The 17,749-nt window shown below is 48.1% G+C and carries 17 protein-coding genes; 8 read left to right on the top strand and 9 right to left on the bottom strand.

Going from position 1 to position 17,749, the window contains the following annotated elements; translation table 11 throughout:
- Window positions 1–232: 232 nt before the first annotated feature.
- Window positions 233–1,633 (top strand): TrkH family potassium uptake protein, encoded by a 1,401-nt coding sequence (locus ABDZ76_RS07035; RefSeq protein WP_343803582.1) that lies wholly within the window; start codon window positions 233–235, stop codon window positions 1,631–1,633.
- 177 nt (window positions 1,634–1,810) lie between these two features.
- Window positions 1,811–2,281, top strand: a complete 471-nt coding sequence (locus ABDZ76_RS07030) for an Lrp/AsnC family transcriptional regulator (RefSeq protein WP_184219211.1) — start codon at window positions 1,811–1,813, stop codon at window positions 2,279–2,281.
- Between the two features lie 258 nt (window positions 2,282–2,539).
- On the opposite strand, the gene ABDZ76_RS07025 is transcribed toward ABDZ76_RS07030, so the two are convergent.
- Both ABDZ76_RS07025 and ABDZ76_RS07020 read right to left on the bottom strand, forming a co-directional pair.
- Window positions 2,540–2,755 carry a cold-shock protein gene (locus tag ABDZ76_RS07025; protein ID WP_184219214.1) on the bottom strand — a complete coding sequence of 72 codons (216 nt, stop codon included), beginning with the start codon at window positions 2,753–2,755 and terminating at the stop codon, window positions 2,540–2,542.
- A 445-nt stretch (window positions 2,756–3,200) separates the two neighbouring features.
- Window positions 3,201–4,106, bottom strand: coding sequence for a transglycosylase SLT domain-containing protein (locus ABDZ76_RS07020; protein WP_374844576.1), 906 nt, complete (start codon window positions 4,104–4,106; stop codon window positions 3,201–3,203).
- A 357-nt stretch (window positions 4,107–4,463) separates the two neighbouring features.
- On the opposite strand from ABDZ76_RS07020, the gene ABDZ76_RS07015 reads away from it, so the two are divergent.
- Window positions 4,464–4,925: a Kazal-type serine protease inhibitor domain-containing protein gene (locus ABDZ76_RS07015; protein ID WP_343803577.1), complete on the top strand. Its 462-nt coding sequence runs from the start codon at window positions 4,464–4,466 to the stop codon at window positions 4,923–4,925.
- Window positions 4,926–5,335: 410 nt separating this feature from the next.
- Window positions 5,336–6,682, top strand: a complete 1,347-nt coding sequence (locus tag ABDZ76_RS07010; protein WP_343803574.1) for a sulfatase-like hydrolase/transferase — start codon at window positions 5,336–5,338, stop codon at window positions 6,680–6,682.
- A gap of 49 nt (window positions 6,683–6,731) precedes the next feature.
- Here the strand turns inward: ABDZ76_RS07010 and uvrB are convergent, their stop codons facing one another.
- Entirely contained in the window at window positions 6,732–9,569 is a 2,838-nt protein-coding gene (gene uvrB, locus ABDZ76_RS07005) for an excinuclease ABC subunit UvrB (RefSeq protein WP_343803571.1), read from the bottom strand.
- A 113-nt stretch (window positions 9,570–9,682) separates the two neighbouring features.
- Window positions 9,683–10,243, bottom strand: a complete 561-nt coding sequence (locus tag ABDZ76_RS07000) for an SH3 domain-containing protein (RefSeq protein ID WP_343803568.1) — start codon at window positions 10,241–10,243, stop codon at window positions 9,683–9,685.
- 162 nt (window positions 10,244–10,405) lie between these two features.
- Here ABDZ76_RS07000 and ABDZ76_RS06995 point away from each other — a divergent pair, with 162 nt between their 5' ends.
- Window positions 10,406–10,804, top strand: coding sequence for an acyl-CoA thioesterase (locus ABDZ76_RS06995; protein ID WP_343803565.1), 399 nt, complete (start codon window positions 10,406–10,408; stop codon window positions 10,802–10,804).
- Window positions 10,805–10,829: 25 nt separating this feature from the next.
- Here the strand turns inward: ABDZ76_RS06995 and ABDZ76_RS06990 are convergent, their stop codons facing one another.
- The gene (locus tag ABDZ76_RS06990) at window positions 10,830–11,135 is read right to left on the bottom strand and encodes a hypothetical protein (protein ID WP_343804787.1); all 306 of its coding nucleotides are present in this window, start codon (window positions 11,133–11,135) and stop codon (window positions 10,830–10,832) included.
- On the opposite strand from ABDZ76_RS06990, the gene ABDZ76_RS06985 reads away from it, so the two are divergent.
- On the top strand, window positions 11,101–11,451 hold the full coding sequence (locus tag ABDZ76_RS06985) for a DMT family protein (protein ID WP_343803562.1): 351 nt from the start codon (window positions 11,101–11,103) through the stop codon (window positions 11,449–11,451). The two genes, ABDZ76_RS06990 and ABDZ76_RS06985, sit on opposite strands and share 35 nt — an antisense overlap.
- On the opposite strand, the gene ABDZ76_RS06980 is transcribed toward ABDZ76_RS06985, so the two are convergent.
- The 4 genes from ABDZ76_RS06980 to ABDZ76_RS06965 form a co-directional block, all read right to left on the bottom strand.
- Window positions 11,441–12,337 (bottom strand): DMT family transporter, encoded by an 897-nt coding sequence (locus tag ABDZ76_RS06980; protein ID WP_343803559.1) that lies wholly within the window; start codon window positions 12,335–12,337, stop codon window positions 11,441–11,443. The two genes, ABDZ76_RS06985 and ABDZ76_RS06980, sit on opposite strands and share 11 nt — an antisense overlap.
- 276 nt (window positions 12,338–12,613) lie before the next feature.
- Entirely contained in the window at window positions 12,614–13,111 is a 498-nt protein-coding gene (locus ABDZ76_RS06975) for a RidA family protein (RefSeq protein ID WP_343803556.1), read from the bottom strand.
- A 110-nt stretch (window positions 13,112–13,221) separates the two neighbouring features.
- Window positions 13,222–13,641 (bottom strand): c-type cytochrome, encoded by a 420-nt coding sequence (locus ABDZ76_RS06970; protein WP_343803553.1) that lies wholly within the window; start codon window positions 13,639–13,641, stop codon window positions 13,222–13,224.
- A gap of 44 nt (window positions 13,642–13,685) precedes the next feature.
- Window positions 13,686–15,287, bottom strand: a complete 1,602-nt coding sequence (locus ABDZ76_RS06965) for a flavin monoamine oxidase family protein (protein WP_343803550.1) — start codon at window positions 15,285–15,287, stop codon at window positions 13,686–13,688.
- 868 nt (window positions 15,288–16,155) lie between these two features.
- On the opposite strand from ABDZ76_RS06965, the gene greA reads away from it, so the two are divergent.
- Both greA and ABDZ76_RS06955 read left to right on the top strand, forming a co-directional pair.
- Window positions 16,156–16,629, top strand: coding sequence for a transcription elongation factor GreA (gene greA / locus ABDZ76_RS06960; protein ID WP_343803547.1), 474 nt, complete (start codon window positions 16,156–16,158; stop codon window positions 16,627–16,629).
- A gap of 13 nt (window positions 16,630–16,642) precedes the next feature.
- Window positions 16,643–17,719, top strand: a complete 1,077-nt coding sequence (locus ABDZ76_RS06955) for a glycosyltransferase family 4 protein (protein ID WP_343803544.1) — start codon at window positions 16,643–16,645, stop codon at window positions 17,717–17,719.
- Window positions 17,720–17,749 lie beyond the last annotated feature (30 nt).

Genomic DNA, 17,749 nt, shown 5'->3' with positions numbered 1-17,749 from the left:
TGTGTCCAACGTAGGTTCGCTCACAACACTTTGCAAGATAAGTGCTGGGAGATGACATATTTAGCCACAGTTTGTGACATAAAAAACATGCAGCTTATCACGATCAGTCGCATTGCAGGAAAGAACGGCAGAGGCTAAGAAAGACTGCTTATAGTTTTATCTTATATCCGGCCACGGAGAGAATGCCATTTTTCGTTCAGTCAGTAATATTTGTGCGCGCTTCGGCCTGATTATGGCTTTGGCAATGCTGCTACCGGCAGCCATTGACCTGCGCGATAATAATGATGACTGGCTGGTTTTTGTGCGCTCTTCTGCTGCCACAGCTGCTTTTTGCAGCATGGTGCTGATGGCCACACAAGGACAACATATCCGCTTTACCCCGCGGCTCGGCTTTTTGCTCACCACCAGCATCTGGCTGACGGCCGCTTTTCTGGGCTCGGTTCCGCTTTATTTTTCGCATCTACCGATTTCCTATGCCACCGCTTTTTTTGAAGCGATATCAGGTGTAACGTCAACCGGTGCGACAGCCCTCACCCAGCTTGATGAAATGCAGCGCGGCATTTTGCTATGGCGCTCTTTATTGTGCTGGATCGGGGGTATCGGGTTCATCGGTTTGGCGCTTTTGATGCTGCCGTCTTTACGCGTTGGCGGTTTGGCGCTTTTTCATATGGAAAACTCAGATAAATCTGAAAAAGTGCTGCCACGCATGAACCAGATCGCGCTTGGCATTGTGGTTGCTTACGGCACCATGACCACGGCTTGCATCATCGCTTATTTTGCCGTGGGCATGGATATGTTTGATGCCATCAATCATGGCCTCACCACTGTCGCCACCGCGGGTTTTTCTACCCATGACAATTCGCTCGGCTTTTATGCCGGCAACCGGCCGCTGTTGGTGATCTCCACCATTTTCATGGCTTTGTCGGCATTGCCGTTTATTTTCTATATCAAGGCCTTCACACCTCGTGGTTTCAGCAGTCTGATCGACCCGCAGGTGAAACTGTTTTTTGCAATTGTCATCAGCTTTAGTTTTGCGCTCGCCATTGTGCTGCGTGTCGGCCAAGACATTCCTTTTGGTGACGCGCTGGTTTCGGCATCATTCCATTTTGTTTCCGTTATCACCACCACCGGCTATGCGACCGAGGATTATTCACTCTGGGGGCCACCGGCTCTTGGTATTTTCTTTCTGGCTTCATTCTTAGGTGGCTGTGCAGGCTCCACTTCAGGCGGGATCAAAATGAACCGCCTGATCGTATTGTTCAGCCTCACCCGCGCCAATCTTGCCCGCCTGATTATGCCGCATGCAGTTATTAAAATGCATTATGGTGATTCAGAAATTACCGGCGACATTGCACAAGCTGTGCTGCTTTATCTGTTTCTTTATATTGCATCACTGGTGATTGGTGCCGTGCTGCTTGCCAGTGTAGGCTTGGATTTTGTCACCGCCTTTACCGGCGCCCTCACCGCCCTCTCCAATGTCGGCCCCGGCCTTGGCGAAACCATCGGGCCGGTGGGTAACTATTCAACTGTTCGTGACAGCGCTTTATGGATATTAAGCTTCCTGATGCTGGCCGGACGATTGGAACTGGTGACCGTTTTTATCCTGTTCACAAAGGCCTTTTGGGTGCGATAAGACAGGATTACTGCCATATTTTAGGCCAAAAAGGCAGGTTTTTAGCCACAAAACACTAAGAATGGATGATTTACATCAGCACGATCTTTTTGCTAAGAGCAATAATGCATTACTGCTCTTGGGAATCACACATTATTATTACAATTTACCGCAACTTCATTGCGCACGGAGTTACTAATGCCGATTAAGGCTGACCTTGACGAGATTGACTGGAAAATCCTTAAAGAGCTGCAAGATAATGGGCGCATCACGAATGTGGAGCTGGCCGAACGGGTGGGAATCTCTGCTCCGCCATGCTTGCGCCGCGTTCGCAAGCTGGAAGAAAGTGGCGTTATCAACGGCTACCGCGCAATTTTAAATGGTGCGGCACTGGGGCAGGATCTGGTTGCCTTTTGCTCCGTGGGCCTGCATCGACAGTCTGACGCCGATTTGAGAGCCTTTGCAGAAAAAAGCAAAATTTGGCCGCTCGTACGTCGTGCATGGATGGTTTCCGGTGAATCAGATTTTCTGCTGCATTGCGTGGCACCCGATCTCAACACATTCCAGACATTTGTAATTGAAGAACTGACCTCAACACCAAATGTCGATTCTGTACGCACTGCACTAACCATCCGCTCCGTTAAAAACGAGCCTTTGCTGATCATCTAAAATAATATCTTATAAAAACAAAAAACCCCGGCATTGACCGGGGTATTTTTATGCTCAGCGCCATTCAAAGCTTAATAATTTTATCAAGCAGTCCCGAAACTGTTTAGCCGCTCGAACCACAACTATTGCAACAAATATAATCTGTCGCATGCAATCTGGTTCGCTCTTTTGCATCGTCGCAGTCATACTTATAAAGCATCAGACTGCGACAGTGCTGAAGCCATCGCACTATTTTAGTAGCGCAGACGCTTTGTTCAATTATTCGGTAACTGTAATATTTACAGCTTTAGGGCCTTTGCCACGACGATCAGGTTCGGTTTCGTATGAAACCTTCTGATTGTCTGTCAGACCTGTCAAGCCGGATGCCTGTACAGCAGAGATATGTACGAAAATATCTGCGCCGCCATCATCAGGTTTGATAAAGCCAAAACCTTTTTCATTATTAAAAAACTTGACCAAGCCGGTCTGTGCCATTGGATCCGTTCCTTTTCCTGGCGCTGCATCCTCACAAGAGAAAGCAGAATTATCGACCGCCAAACGCACCACACGCCCGGCGGAGGGTCATGCAGGCAGTTCTCGAAATAAGGGAAGGAGCTGATCATTGCCGGTTGTCCGACTCGGAACTTAGAGCGGTTCCGACACGCAATTCTTCCTGTCTTCCATCGTTCGCAAAATGCCCGAACCATGCAAGACTGCGCGAAGTAACGCGATTTGGCAAGCAAATTTTTCGATTTTGATATAGAGAGCCCTATCATTTAGTATTACTGCATATAGTAGATGCAATATAATTACAAAAATTATGACTTAATCATGTATATTATTTCACATTATCAATATTGCGGAAAAGCTATTCTCTAAACTAGTGCGTCTTCAAAAAACGTCAGCCATTACAATCCATTGCTGTTGGCAGCGCACCCACTCAACGGTTGCGTGTCACGATACAAGCCCCCCCGGAACTGCGCAATTTATTACAGATATTGTCGGCTTCCGCACGGCTATCCGCACCAATGCGCACGGCATAAACACCACGCTTACCCATCGCTGTGCGTTGTCTGCTGATATGTGGTTCTTTATTACCGATGATATTTTTATACTGTTTACGCAGACGCCCCCACTGCGCAACTGCCACATTACGTTTGAAATTACCTGCTACCTGAATGCCCCATGGCTGCGGCTTTATCTTTGCCTGCGCGATCATACGTGTCGGGATAATCGGTAATCTTTTACAGGCACTCAAAAAATCCAGCTCTTTATCCAGAGGCTGCATGTCTTTAAGCGGTGCACCGATGAAATCATCCGCATATGTGCCGGTAATATCCAAAACATAGCTCTCGGTTTCAAGAGGCAAAAAGCCCCCGCGATTAAGCCAGCCGCGCACCCGTCCCGACCCCGCATTATAGGCAGCAGCCGCCAATCCCCAATTGCCAAACTCGCGTCTCAAATCTGCCAGCAGAGCCGCAGAAGCCGGAATAGCCTTACTATAATCAAAAGGATCAGCCAATCCTCTCTCACGGGCAGTTGCCGGCATGAATTGTGCAATTCCCTGCGCACCGACAGGACTGACCGCCAAATGATCAAAGCGGCTTTCTTTCCAGATCAGGCGCGTAAAGAAACCTGATGGCACATCATGCTTTGTCGCGGCACTCTCCAGCAACTGGCACACTTGCTCAACACTCGGTGCTGTTTTTTCCAATGCTGGCTTTTCCGGCTCAGCCTGTTGCAGCGATGCGTCTGTTTCAGCAGTGGCCATAAATGACGAGAACAATAAAGCGGCGCTTGCCAGCACTACCAACAACAGTTTTTGTCGTCTCAATCCTTGCCGCATTCAGTGGTGACCCGCCCCGTTAACAAGCATCCTGAAAAGAATAGCTTCTGATAATCATTATAATGCGACAAAATAAAGAGTAAGCAAATATGTGTGGTTTGAAGACCAGTCATCTGCTTGGTTCTTGTTATACATCATTGAAAAATAAACATCTTACAAGATTACATTTTCGTAATATTTCAGTTGCCAAATTTTACAAGAAACTTCATGCTGAAAATCATCGGCATTTTTCAGTTCTCATAATGCAATCAACCATTATAGCAACTGACCAGCGATGCGAAAAACCAACCTCTTGTGAAATCCGGCTTAAGTTTCAGCATGGATTTTGCGAAACACATGCACAGAACGGCTCCACTTATGGTTAGTTTCAAAAAACTTGGTTTTACAGCTGCATTGCTTTTGCTTGCAGGTTGCGTAGTGGAAAGCGGTACTACAACCCGCCCTCCGGTCAGACCACATCCGGCACCGTCAGCCTGCCCTTATAATTACGCACCGGTTTGCGGCCAGCGCAATGGTGTACAAAAAACAATGCCGAATGCGTGCACAGCCAATGCGCAAGGCTATCGTATTGTTGCTAATGGTGAATGCGGCAACCGTCCGGGTCATGGCTGGGGCAATAATGACGGCAAACCGAACCAGTCCCATCGCCCGCGCCCGCCTCGTCCGCCCTATGTCAAACCAGGCAAACCATCCAACATTGCCTGCACCAGAGAATTTAATCCTGTTTGCGCCGTCAGCGGCAAAAATAAGCGTAATTTCCCGAATAGCTGTGAAGCACAGCGTGCCGGTTTCCGTCCGGTACACCCCGGCCAATGTTAAGCTAACGAGATTTTATCATGGAATAGAAACGGCCTGTTACAACAGGCCGTTTTTTTATTGCTAGTAAAGCAGCCAGTGATCAGACGAATTAATAGGTTCGTTTCTTGGAAAAGCTATTGTGACGTTTTCATGTCTGGATTATGACAGCCTGATCATATTTCATAATGCCTCGGCATTTCAGCGACTGCATATAGACAGGCAATACCATGATAGAAAAGAAACGCATTGCTTCTTTTTTCCTAATGATCTCCCTACTTTATTTATTGCGAAAATATTTTGATCTCGGAAATATTGAAACCGTCTTGTATTTTGTTGGCGCCATCATTGTATCGCGCCTGATCCCATTCAATAATGATAAGAATATCAATAAAAGATATTATCTGCTGTGGAGCCTGATACCGCTTCTATTGATGACTGCCTATATGGGTATTTTCCTCATTTTTGGTGATTTTGATTTCGGCGCGGTTCTTTACCACATCGATATGGGCGTTGATGGCGGACGTCCGACGGTTCAGGGCAACAGAGTTGTTTTTCTGGTACTGTCTTTCCTTGGCTTTCTTATTCCGATGCTTTTCTTTAAAAAGCATGATCGCCGTTTCAAAGTCATTGATCCGCTGATTGCCATTATTCTATTGGTATGCAATCCGTTTTTCTGGAGTGTTTACGATTTTTACTACGGTAAAAAAGACCTAACGCTTTTCGAAAATTATGTAGAACCACCACTGCAATTTCCAAATGGTGTAACTAAGAAAAATATCGTCATTATCTATGCGGAAAGTACTGAGCGTACTTTTGCTGAAATTGAACACGGTGAGCAGACATTTGCAGAGCTTTCACAAGTCGCTTCAACCGGTTTGGAAGTACAGGGCTTGCGCCAAGTCGCCAATACCGGCTGGACAATGGCTGGTTTCATGACATCGCAATGCGGCGTAACCTTGCAACCACGTGGTCTTTATCGCGGCAATAATTACTCACGTCACAAAGATTTTTTCACCGGCATTTATTGCTTACCAGATATTTTGAGCGCCAATGGCTATTATACCGAATATATGAATGGTGGCGGTCGCAATTTTGCCGGGCTTGGTGCTTATCTTGACAGTCATCATTTCAATCGCACAACCCATTTCGATGATTATAAAGACCTTGTTGGTGATTATACCAGCTATTGGGGTCTCTATGATGACACACTGATGGAGCTGGCTGAAAAACGCATTGAAGAGCTACATCAGCAAAAACATCCATTTGCCTTCTTCATGGCTACAATTGGCGGCCATGCTTCAACTGGTTTTCCAACTCAGACCTGCAAAGCAAATGTTCCACAGGGTAACTTAAGTGGCATGCAGTTTGCCATTAAATGCTCCGGCTATCATATCCAAAAAACCATCGAAATCCTTCGTGAAAAGGGTTTGTTAGAAAACACTATTGTTGTTGTTCATAATGACCATCTGATTATGGACAATCCACATTCTGACGAGCTCAACACTTTTTACCGTATGAATTATTTCACAGCTCTGGGCGACGGTATTGAACCGCAAGTCATCAAACGTGAAGCAGCTATGTTTGACCTGTTTCCGACCATTCTGGAGCTTTTAGGCATGAATTTACCGGATGGGCGTGCAGGTATTGGCCGCTCAATCTTCAATCCGAATAAAAATATGATGGAAGAACTGGGACATGGCGGATTGGATGCCGCAATAACCAAAGATCGCTCACTACGTGAAAAAATGTGGAACGAAAAACGTCCGGAATTGAAATAAGAAAAGGAGGGCAATGCCCTCCTTTTTTAATACCATCAACAAAGCAGTCTTAACGACCCGGCCTTCCGGTTTTGCCCGGACGGCGCTTTTTACGTGCCATTTCACCCGGATCTTCATATGAACCGATACCAATGCGTCCGCGTTTGACAAACTCATCGCCATCAACCGGTACTTCCGTTCTTTTCACTGTCATTTCATCCAGCGTATTTTTACGAAAACGGCTTTCCGGCATAGCGCCTTCATGACGTGGTTTCGCCGTATCGGTTCCAGGTCCCATATCGTCAAGCGACGGCTTTTGAAACAGGCTGCTCTCCGACGCATCATCAACTGTGCGGTGTACTTTGCGCCCAGCATTATGGCGGCCTTTGGTGCGTCCTGTTACCGGACTTTCCAATTCCACTTCCCGCGCCATCGGATCATCGGAAATCGCCAGCTCGGTCTCACGCAGACGTTTCAACTCATCGCGCAAACGTGCGGCTGTTTCAAAGTCGAGATCAGCTGCGGCTGCCCGCATTTCTTTCTCCAGATGCTCGATATGAGCAGCCAGATTGTTGCCAACCATCGCACCTTCTTCAGCAAAGCCGGAAAGATTGGCACGCACATGATCCTGCTCGTAAACAGAATTCAGAATATCATTGATATTCTTACGTACACTGGCCGGTGTGATACCGTTGGCTTCGTTATAAGCCATCTGCTTGGCACGACGGCGTGTCGTTTCTTCCATCGCACGGCTCATCGAACCGGTGATCTTATCCGCGTAAAGAATAACCTTGCCGTCAACGTTACGCGCAGCACGACCGATTGTCTGCACAAGTGACGTTTCAGAACGCAGGAAGCCTTCCTTATCGGCATCCAGAATAGCCACAAAACCACATTCCGGAATGTCCAGACCTTCACGCAGCAAGTTAATACCGATCAGCACATCAAAAGCGCCAAGACGCAAATCACGGATGATTTCGATGCGTTCCAACGTATCAATATCGGAGTGCATATAACGCACCCGCACGCCCTGCTCATGCAGATATTCGGTCAGGTCTTCCGCCATACGCTTAGTGAGCACTGTCACCAATGTGCGATAACCTTGCTGTGCCGTAGCCCGAATTTCGCCGAGCACATCATCAACCTGACTTTTTGCCGGACGAACTTCTACCGGCGGGTCAATCAGACCGGTCGGACGAATGACCTGCTCAGCAAAGACACCACCTGCCTCTTCCATTTCCCACTTACCGGGCGTTGCCGAAACAGCCACAGTTTGCGGACGCATTGCGTCCCACTCCTCAAACCGCAGCGGGCGGTTATCAAGACAAGACGGCAAACGGAAACCATATTCGGCCAATGTTGCTTTACGTCTAAAGTCACCGCGATACATACCACCGATCTGTGGAATGGTCACATGGCTTTCATCAAGGAAAACAAGGGCATTATCAGGAATATATTCAAACAATGTCGGCGGCGGTTCACCCGGCTTGCGTCCCGTCAGATAACGCGAGTAGTTTTCAATACCGGCACAAGAGCCTGTCGCTTCCAGCATTTCCACATCAAATGTAGTGCGCTGCTCAAGGCGTTGTGCTTCCAGCAAACGCCCTGCCCTTGTCAGTTCTTCCAAGCGGTCACGTAATTCAGCTTTGATCGATTTAATCGCCTGATTGAGCGTTGGGCGCGGCGTAACATAGTGCGAATTCGCATAGATTTTGACTGACTGCAGATCGCCGGTTTTCTGTCCTGTCAGCGGGTCAAATTCGGTTATGGTTTCAATCTCATCGCCAAACATGGAAATGCGCCACGCGCTATCTTCCAAGTGAGCGGGGAAGATTTCAATCGTATCACCCCGTACACGGAAAGAACCGCGGACAAAATTAATGTCCTGACGCTTATATTGCTGTGCGACCAAATCGGCGAGCAGCTGGCGCTGATCAAGCCTGTCACCGATCTTCATTTCAAAGGTCATCGCAGTGTAGGTTTCAACCGAGCCGATACCGTAAATACAGGAAACCGATGCTACGATAATACAATCATCGCGCTCCAGCAGCGAACGGGTCGCCGAGTGTCGCATCCGGTCGATCTGCTCGTTGATTGATGATTCTTTCTCAATAAAAGTATCAGAGCGCGGCACATAGGCTTCCGGCTGATAATAATCATAATAAGAAACGAAATATTCGACCGCATTATTAGGGAAGAAGCTTTTAAACTCGCCGTAAAGCTGCGCAGCCAATGTTTTGTTCGGCGCTAAAATCAATGCCGGACGCTGTGTCTGCTGGATCACCTGCGCCATGGTGAACGTTTTACCCGAGCCGGTTACACCAAGCAGAACCTGTGTGCGCTCGCCATCTTCCAAACCCTCAACCAAATCTTTGATCGCAGTCGGCTGGTCACCGGATGGCGTAAACTCTGTTTCCAGTGTGATTGCTCGTCCGCCTTCAGACTTTGCTGGCCTGACAGGACGGTGCGGCGTCCACAATTCACCATTTTTAAACAGCGGATTACCGGATTCAATCAAGTCAGACAGCGCTTGCACAGTGGCTGTCGCGCCAGACGGCGAGATTTTATCCGCATCTTCAAGTGCCACATCAAGACCGGAAACCGGATTAAGACCAGCAGCAGCCCGCTCTTTAGCCGTAGCTGCCATACCAATAGAGGTGCCGCGCGATGTACGCGCTGCGTTCACCTTAGCACTATCGGCCTTCTTCACCGTTTTTTTAGCTGTTTTTTTTGCAGGCTTTGCAGTTGCGTCCTGCTCGGCTGCATCGCTGATTTCCTTTGCCCAATCCGCAATCGATGCACTGAAAGGCGTTCCCGACAGCGACGGCTGCGGGGCTTCGGCAAAACCAGAAATGCTGCTTTCAGCATCGGTCTGTGAAAAAGGTGGCTTATCTTTTGAAGAGGTCATGATGCTAATATGGCGATCTCGCTGAGGAAAGAAAAGAGCATGAAACAAAATCGCCTCATGCTCTTAGCCGATACGGTACATTACCAGAACAAACAGATCAAACCAAGTACAAATCAGTTATAGCGATGCGGGCGCGGACGCCCATGATTGCCGTTTGGACGACCCGAATTATTCCAATGCGGACGGTTTGGTCTGTTTGGGCGATCCCAGTTCGGGCGTCCCGGACGATTATGATTCCAATGCGGGCGATTTGGACGATGCGGGCGGTTCCAATGCGGACGGCCATAATAATCATCGCGATAATAACGATCATTGCGGCTGTTAATTGCCGAACCAATCACCACACCGGCAATCAGCGGAATACCAATTGCTGCGGCATTATTGGAAAAATTATTTGACTGATAATTGCCCGATGAGCCCACACGCGTGGCCAAATAACGCGATGAAGCCCAGCCGTGCAGGCCGCCATAGCGCACCTGACACCAGCCATAACCGCTGGTACACCCGCTAACATCAACACGGGCACGATTAGGAATGGCACCAAGGGTACGATATTTCGTGCCAGGCCCTGCTCTCACGTTCAAATCAGCCGTTACAATTGCATTGGCTGCCTGTGCAGCACCGGCTGCAAGTAAACCAACTGCAAGCAATGCAGTTCTAAAAAGTACTTTCATGGGGGCAGCTCCTGTTTAAGCTTGTAATTGGTAACGCATGAATATGCCCAACCGTTCCATCAGCCTCGGCACTTTATCATAGTGTATGCAATTTAAGAGTGGGAATTGCTTTGATTAAGGCTTAAATCCATCATCAGAACATTTAATTTCCAGGAGTGCAAAATGACTGAAACCTCTTCACCAAAGGGCACATTGACCATCCGTACACAGGCCATGCCATGCGATGCCAATGCGGCCGGGGATATTTTCGGCGGCTGGGTTATGGCACAGATGGATTTATCCTGTGGTATCCGCGCAGCAGAACGTGCTGGCGGCCGCGTGGTGACTGCTGCGGTGCGTGAAATGTCCTTTGCCAAACCGGTGAAGGTCGGCGACACATTGTGTATCTATACCGATATTACTAAAGTTGGCCGCACATCCATCACCTTGAAAGTGGAAACCTGGGCGCAGCGTTATTTGTCCCAACAGATGGATCTTGTCACCCACGGCGAATTTGTCATGGTTGCCCTTGATGCAGACAGCAAACCAACCCCGATCGCAGAAGAAATCATCAGCGCATAAGGCTTTTATGCCCTGCGCCTTGTGATTATTTACATGTCTTATTCGTCTGGCAGCGAGCGAGCCTCAGGCTTTCAATATCCTGCTCCTCGGCCAGACCAAGAATAGCAGGCTCCGCTGCCGCAACCACATGATGATCGGGCGCTCCCTCATAAGCACGCACCCTTGCAGGCGTAGGAGCCACCAAATCCGCTGCTGTATTATGTTGTGTGCAGCCTGCAAGCATCAAACCTGCCAGCATTCCACCATAAATCAAAACCTGTCTTGTCAAATTTGGCGTTTCTTCGGGATCTACTGAAATGGCGTTTTTAATCTCTCCGGCAATTCTTCCCATTATTCTGCTCATCATGTCCAATGTATTTATGACCACAGCCTGGTACGGACATTTAAAATTTCCGCAAGCCTCGCTGATTACAGTCATTTTTCTCAGCTGGGGCATTGCGCTTGCCGAATATTGTCTGGCTGTTCCAGCAAACCGGATCGGCTCAGCTGTTTACACAACCGCCCAGCTGAAAACAATTCAGGAAGTGATTACCCTCATCATCTTCGCTCTCTTTTCAGTTTTCTATCTGAAAGAAGCGTTTAGCTGGAACTACCTGATCGGATTTGCCCTGATTGCTCTTGGTGCGTCTTTTATCTTTAAAGCGTAGCCACAGCTTGAGGCTTTTTTGCGGTCAGCATCGGGATAATTTCAACGGCCAGCATCGAGATGAAGATCAATCCACATCCGACAAGCCCGACAAAAGACAAGCGTTCACTTAAGAAAATTGCTCCGAAAAGCGCGGCAAACAAAGCTTCAGACGACAGGAAAATAGCGGCCTGCGGCGGCGTAGTATAACGCTGCCCGATGGCCTGTAATGTGAAAGCCGCACCGGATGAGAAAATGCCGGTAAACAGCAGTTCTTTCCATGTGACAGCAACGGCTGACCAATCGACTTCGCCCAGTGTGAATGCAAAGATAAAGCCGATCACCGCACAGGTTGCAAATTGCACAAGGCTTAATGTTACCGGCCGGCCGGTTCGGTTTGCTTGTCCGATCAGTAAAACCTGCAATGCCCAGAAAAACGCACCAAACATTACCAGCCAGTCGCCTTGTTTAAGTGCGCTCAGTTCCCCGCCCGACAGCAGATAAATACCTGCCAAGGCAGCTAATGAACATGGCCAGATGATACCATGCGGCCATGCCCGAAAAATCAGCACGCCTAAGACGGGCACCAAAATTAGATAAAGGCCTGTTAGAAAGCCGGCATTGGTTACAGAGGTTGTTTGCAGGCCGATTTGCTGGGCGGCAAGGCCGGTGAAAAGAACCAATCCGATAGCAGCAAAAAACAGATAATCACGACGATTTAAAGTCAGGCGCGCTTTGCCACCTTCGGCTATAGCCAGTGGTAAAATTGTAAAACTGGCAATCAGTGATCGCACCGCAATAAACATAAACGGCCCAATATTTGTCATGGCGGTGGACTGGGCAACAAAACCCATTCCCCAAATCATACCGGCGAGCAAAAGAAGCAAATTAGCCTGAAGGCGCGACATCGTGCAAAACCTGAAAACTGCTGAAAAACTGGCTGAATACGGGTTGTATTCATCCTGCAATCTATAGCCACAGTTGCGCCTCGACAGCAAGAGCAGCGATTTAAACCTTTAGAATATGCTGCATTTTATTAGTAAAACTATTCAATGTCTTGTCTGTCATTGCCACCAATAAAAAAAGCCGCCCCGAAGAGCGGCTTTTTTAGCCATTGAAAGCAATAATCTGTCTCACATCCAAGCAGAACATCAGATTTCATCAATCTGACGCACGCTCAAAGATTATGGGCGAACAGCTGTTACTTCAATTTCTACCAACCATGCCGGGCTTGCCAAAGCAGCAACCTGCATGACGGAACGTGAAGGCAGGTTAGGCTGTGCTTCAGTACCGAAGAACTGGGTGTAACCTTCCATGAAGCCGGCAAAATCCATCTTGCCGCCCTTTTCAGGGTCGCCAACGAGGAAAACCTGCATTTTGATAACATCGCTCATTTTCAGATCAAGCGAAGCCAACGATTTTTCAATCGACTTCAGAACTGTTTCTGTCTGTGATTTGGTGTCACCGTAAGCAGCAATCGTATTTTTTTCTGCTTTTTCATCAACAACAGTTGGAACCGCACCGCTGAGGTAAACAGTGGTCTTTCCTGCCGGTACTTCTACTGCCTGAGCAATCGGGAATGTTGAACCCGGTGCTTTATGACGAATAACATCTTGAGCAAAAGCCTGGCCTGAAAGCATAACGCCTAAAGCGCAAACTGCAGCAGCTGTCAAATTCTTCATGGATACTTCCTTATATCGATTTACACTTCGATAAGCATTGAAAAAGTGGGCGAGAAAAAGGCCGGAATAAACAGATGCCGTGTTATACACACGGCATCTGCATTTTATGATTAACGGTTATCCGCTACGTCCTGAGCTGTTACAGGCTCTTGATAGTCGTTACCAAAGTTGGTGCGGATATATGTCACAACGGCAGCAATCTGCTCGTCATTCATCATCTGACCAACTGGTGGCATACCCTTCAAACCGTTCAACAGAACATAGATCGGGTAGCTGGCTTCAGCCAAAGTTTCATTCTTGGCCAGTGCCGGATAATAACCAGCACCAACTGCACCTTTACCTTCTGCCATATGGCAAGCCTGGCAAACAGTTTCGTACAGTTCCTGACCGGTCTGAGCTGCAAAAGTATTGCTGCTGCTCAAACCTGTTCCGGCAGAGTCTGCCAGAGCAGCAGGAGCAGCTACACCAAGAATGGTAGCTGCGGCTGCAGCAAGCGCCAATGGGCGAACCAGAAGAGAAATATTTTTCATTTGAATGTTCCTTTCATCGAGCCGAGAAAGATTAAGGAAAACCCTTAACCTTTGATCACGCGCTCATGAAGTCTGGTGATTGCATCAAGTGACGAAAGGATCGCACCTTCCTGCCAGCCAGGGATGTAAGAGCAATGCTCACCTGCAAGCACAACGCGACCGTCGATTTTGCAGAGGTTCTGGTAATGCTCTTCACGCATTTCATCAGTCCAGTCACCAGCACAACCCAGTGTGTACGGGCTGCGATGCCATGCCCAGGTAACACCGTTTTCAAATTCTTCCTTGTACTGCGGATGAATTTCTGCACCGTATTCAACAGCTTTAGCAACGCGATCAGCAGGGGACAGGGAAGTGAACTCGTATGAGTTTGGACCATTCCATGTGTAACCGCCGAGCAGAACGCCCTTGCCACCCATGTTGTAGTTGGTGCTTGGATAAGAAATCTGACCTATAGGTAGGTTGGTGAAGCTGATACCGCCAAAGATGTGCTCGTCTTCTTCCCAGAAGCGGCGCTTGAACTGCAGGCCGAACTTCACGGAAGAAACATAAGGAACAGCAGCGATTGCGCCCTTCATTTCTGAGCTCAGATTGGTTTCGATCTGGGCAAGAATAGGTAAAGGAATGGTGCAGATACACCAGTCAGCGCTTTCTTCTTTTACAGTGCCTGGATTTGCAACATCTTCATAAGTGACGGTTACGCCCTTATCATTCTGCTGGATTTTGATAACTTTGCACTGATAAGTGATGAGGTCGCCAACTTCCTTAGCAAAAGCCTGACCGATCACGCCCATACCACCCACTGGCTGGAACATGGTGGTCTGAAATTCGTACAGGCTGAAGTTTGACAGATATTGCCACAGATTCGAGCGCAGCAAATCTTCAAATTTATAAGGGTCGCTTGGAACCGGTTTTGCACCAACACCGCCACCTGGATCTTTTTCATAACCACGGAATTCGGCTGTGTGAATGCTTTTCACATAATTGAAGTTTTCATCAAGAACACCCCATGAACGCATCGCTTCAAGTAGGATTTCCTGATCTTCTTTGGTTACCAGCTCATCCAAGCCGCCTTTTTTTGTTGCCTTTGCAAGCAAACCGGCAGAATGGCTCTGGAAATCAACTTTCACATCGCGGATACGCTGTGGCTTACCGCCAAAAGCTTCGGTTGAATGCAAGAATGCATTGTAGTTGAGCTGCTGGAATGGTTCCAGCTGAACGCCGAGGCGCTTACAGTAATCCAGCACCGCATGATGGTGGTAAGGAATACGCCAAGGACCAAGGTTGATGTACTGGTCTTTGTCGAATTCACAAGTCTGTGTTGTTCCGTCGATTTCAGTGAATTTGTCACCGCCGTGAACAGTCCAGTTACGGCCGCCTGGACGATCATTATATTCGAGGATCTTAACGTTATAACCAGCCTGACGCATTTCGAGTGCTGCGGTCATACCTGCAAGACCTGCACCGAGAATCAGAACTGTGGCGCCTTTAGGGTCGCCTTCCAGCTTAACTGGACCTTTGTAACCGGATTCAGCGGCATGACCAAGGTTGGTCATTGCCTGATACATCACCGCACCACCGGCTGTAGCACCGATCAGCGAGAGTAAATCCCGGCGTGTAAAATTCGAAAACGCTTTTGTGCGATTCATTGTTAAAGTTCCTCTTACTTATCCGATAACCATATTTCAGTATCGACATCAGTGAGACCGTATAAGCCCCCACAGAACGCCCATAACTAGTACCAGCCACAATACAGTCAATTAAAAATAATTCATGATTTCAATCGATTTTAGTAATATATTGCATAAAAGAATTGATATTAAGAAAAACAATTCAGAATTGCAAGCATAGCACAAATCTCTACTTAAGCCGGAATCAGCAAGCAGCATTTTATTCTTGATTTTTTCAAACCAACGCGGCGGCGGAACGCACTAAAGGCCGCCGATTAAATTATGAGATTTTCACACTACTAATTTCTATGCAGCCGGTTCTCTCTACTATGCATTAAAATGCACTCTTTGACAATTGCCCGCTCAAAGTTGGCAGCGCGCCCTTTATCAATTCCGTGTGAATTAGCAAGCCCTGCCGTTTGTGCGAGCGCAAAAAACACATCAAAATGAACAAAAACGGGCTGCCAAAAGCAACAGCTTCAACCCGCTCGAATTCAGACCTATATAAATAAAGTTAGTATAGCGAACCGGAGCAGCCAAGTTCCCCTCACCTTTAGCACCATCATTTGAGGCCTTATTTCTAATTTTCCGGGCCTTGAAAGCGGTATCAGGCGAGAATGTTTCGGGAAAAGTTTATTTTCCACGTGAAAAGCCTGCAACAAATGCTATACTGAAGCAAAGATGAGAAAGAGACGGTACCGAAGTTCGGCCTTCGGTCACCGTTTTCTTTTTGTCTGCCGTCATGATGTTTAACCGTTTGGCGCATGGATGACTGACACGCAAAGGCGTTCAGCACATTGTGCCTCTCGCATAATTTTAGCCTGCTTGGCTCACGAAAGGACAGGGTATGGACAAATTTCCGATGACACCCGGCGGTTTCGAAAACCTGAAAGAAGAATTGCGTACCCGTCAACAGGTGGAACGTCCGAATATTATCCAGGCCATCTCGGAAGCAAGAGCACATGGCGACCTTTCGGAAAATGCCGAATATCATGCTGCTAAAGAAGCGCAGAGCCTGAATGAAGGCCGCATTTCCGAACTGGAAGAGCTGATTGCCCGTGCCGAAGTTATTGATGTTACCAAATTGAGCGGCGACCGCATTAAGTTTGGTGCAACCATCACTTTGATTGATGAAGAAACCGAAGCTGAAAAGATTTATCAGATTGTTGGTGATCAGGAAGCTGACGTTAAACAGGGACGTATTTCCATCTCCTCCCCGATTGCGCGTGCGCTGATTGGCAAAGGCGAAGGCGATACGATTGAAGTGAACGCACCGGGCGGCTCACGTTCATATGAAATCCTGAGCTTCAAGTTCGTCTAAGAGACAAAAGCAGATGCAGGTTCCCGTCCGGCAAACCGAGGTATCCGTCCACAAGACAGAGGTCATTGCGCCCAATTTTAAAAAGCGCTTGTCCGGTGTCACCTCGACGATCGTTCAGCTCATCCCGTTGCAAAGACGTGAAGGCTTGAACATTGCCACGATGGGGCCTGGCCTGCCTGCTGACCTGCCCCATCTCAAATGGACAGCTCTTTTCTCTTTCTGGAGCAAGCCGGAAAAGCGCAATTTTCGCATCTGGCACGCAAGACGTAACATTGAGATGATCGCAGGCATCCTCATGCGTGATGTCTTGCGGATGAAATTACGTCTTGTTTTTACCTCCGCTGCACAGCGTGATCACAAGCCATTTACCAAATGGCTGATCCGCCGCATGAATGCGGTGATTGCCACCAGCAGCCGTTCAGGTAGCTTTTTAAAAGTGCCGCATACCGTCATTATGCACGGCGTTGATCTGGAACGCTTTCATCCGCCAGTCAGTCAAGATGACGACTTTGCCGCTTCCGGCCTGCCCGGCAAATATGCCATCGGCTGCTTTGGCCGTGTGCGCCACCAAAAAGGCACCGACCTTTTTGTCGATGCAATGATCAAGCTGCTGCCGGACTATCCGGAATGGACAGCCATCATTACCGGTCGCACCACCGCAGAACATCAAAGTTTTGAAAATGATCTGAAAGCCCGCATTGCTGAAGCAGGCTTACAGGATCGCATTCTGATTTTGGGTGAAGTGCCGGATATTCGCGTTTGGTATCGCCGCCTCACACTTTATGTGGCGCCGTCGCGCAATGAAGGTTTCGGCCTCACCCCATTGGAAGCAATGGCTTCTAAAACTGCTGTTGTGGCAAGTGATGCCGGTGCCTATGCGGAAATGATAATAGAGGGCAAAACCGGTTCGGTTGTGCCGGCCGGTGACGGCGATCGTTTGCGTGAGGCCATCCGTCCTTATCTAGCCTCGCCGGAAATGGCAAAAGAACACGCAGAAGAAGCGCTTTTAAACACGCAAAAATATTTCCCGCTGGAGCGCGAAGCTGCATCCATCCGCGAAGTTTATGAGCAGGTTTTCGCACAAAAATAAGTTCACTTCGATAAGTCATAATATTCGCCC

The sequence above is a fragment of the Paenochrobactrum glaciei genome, from assembly GCF_039522165.1.
Taxonomy (GTDB): Bacteria; Pseudomonadota; Alphaproteobacteria; order Rhizobiales; family Rhizobiaceae; genus Paenochrobactrum; species Paenochrobactrum glaciei.
This window is presented reverse-complemented; position numbering and strand designations above follow the sequence as displayed.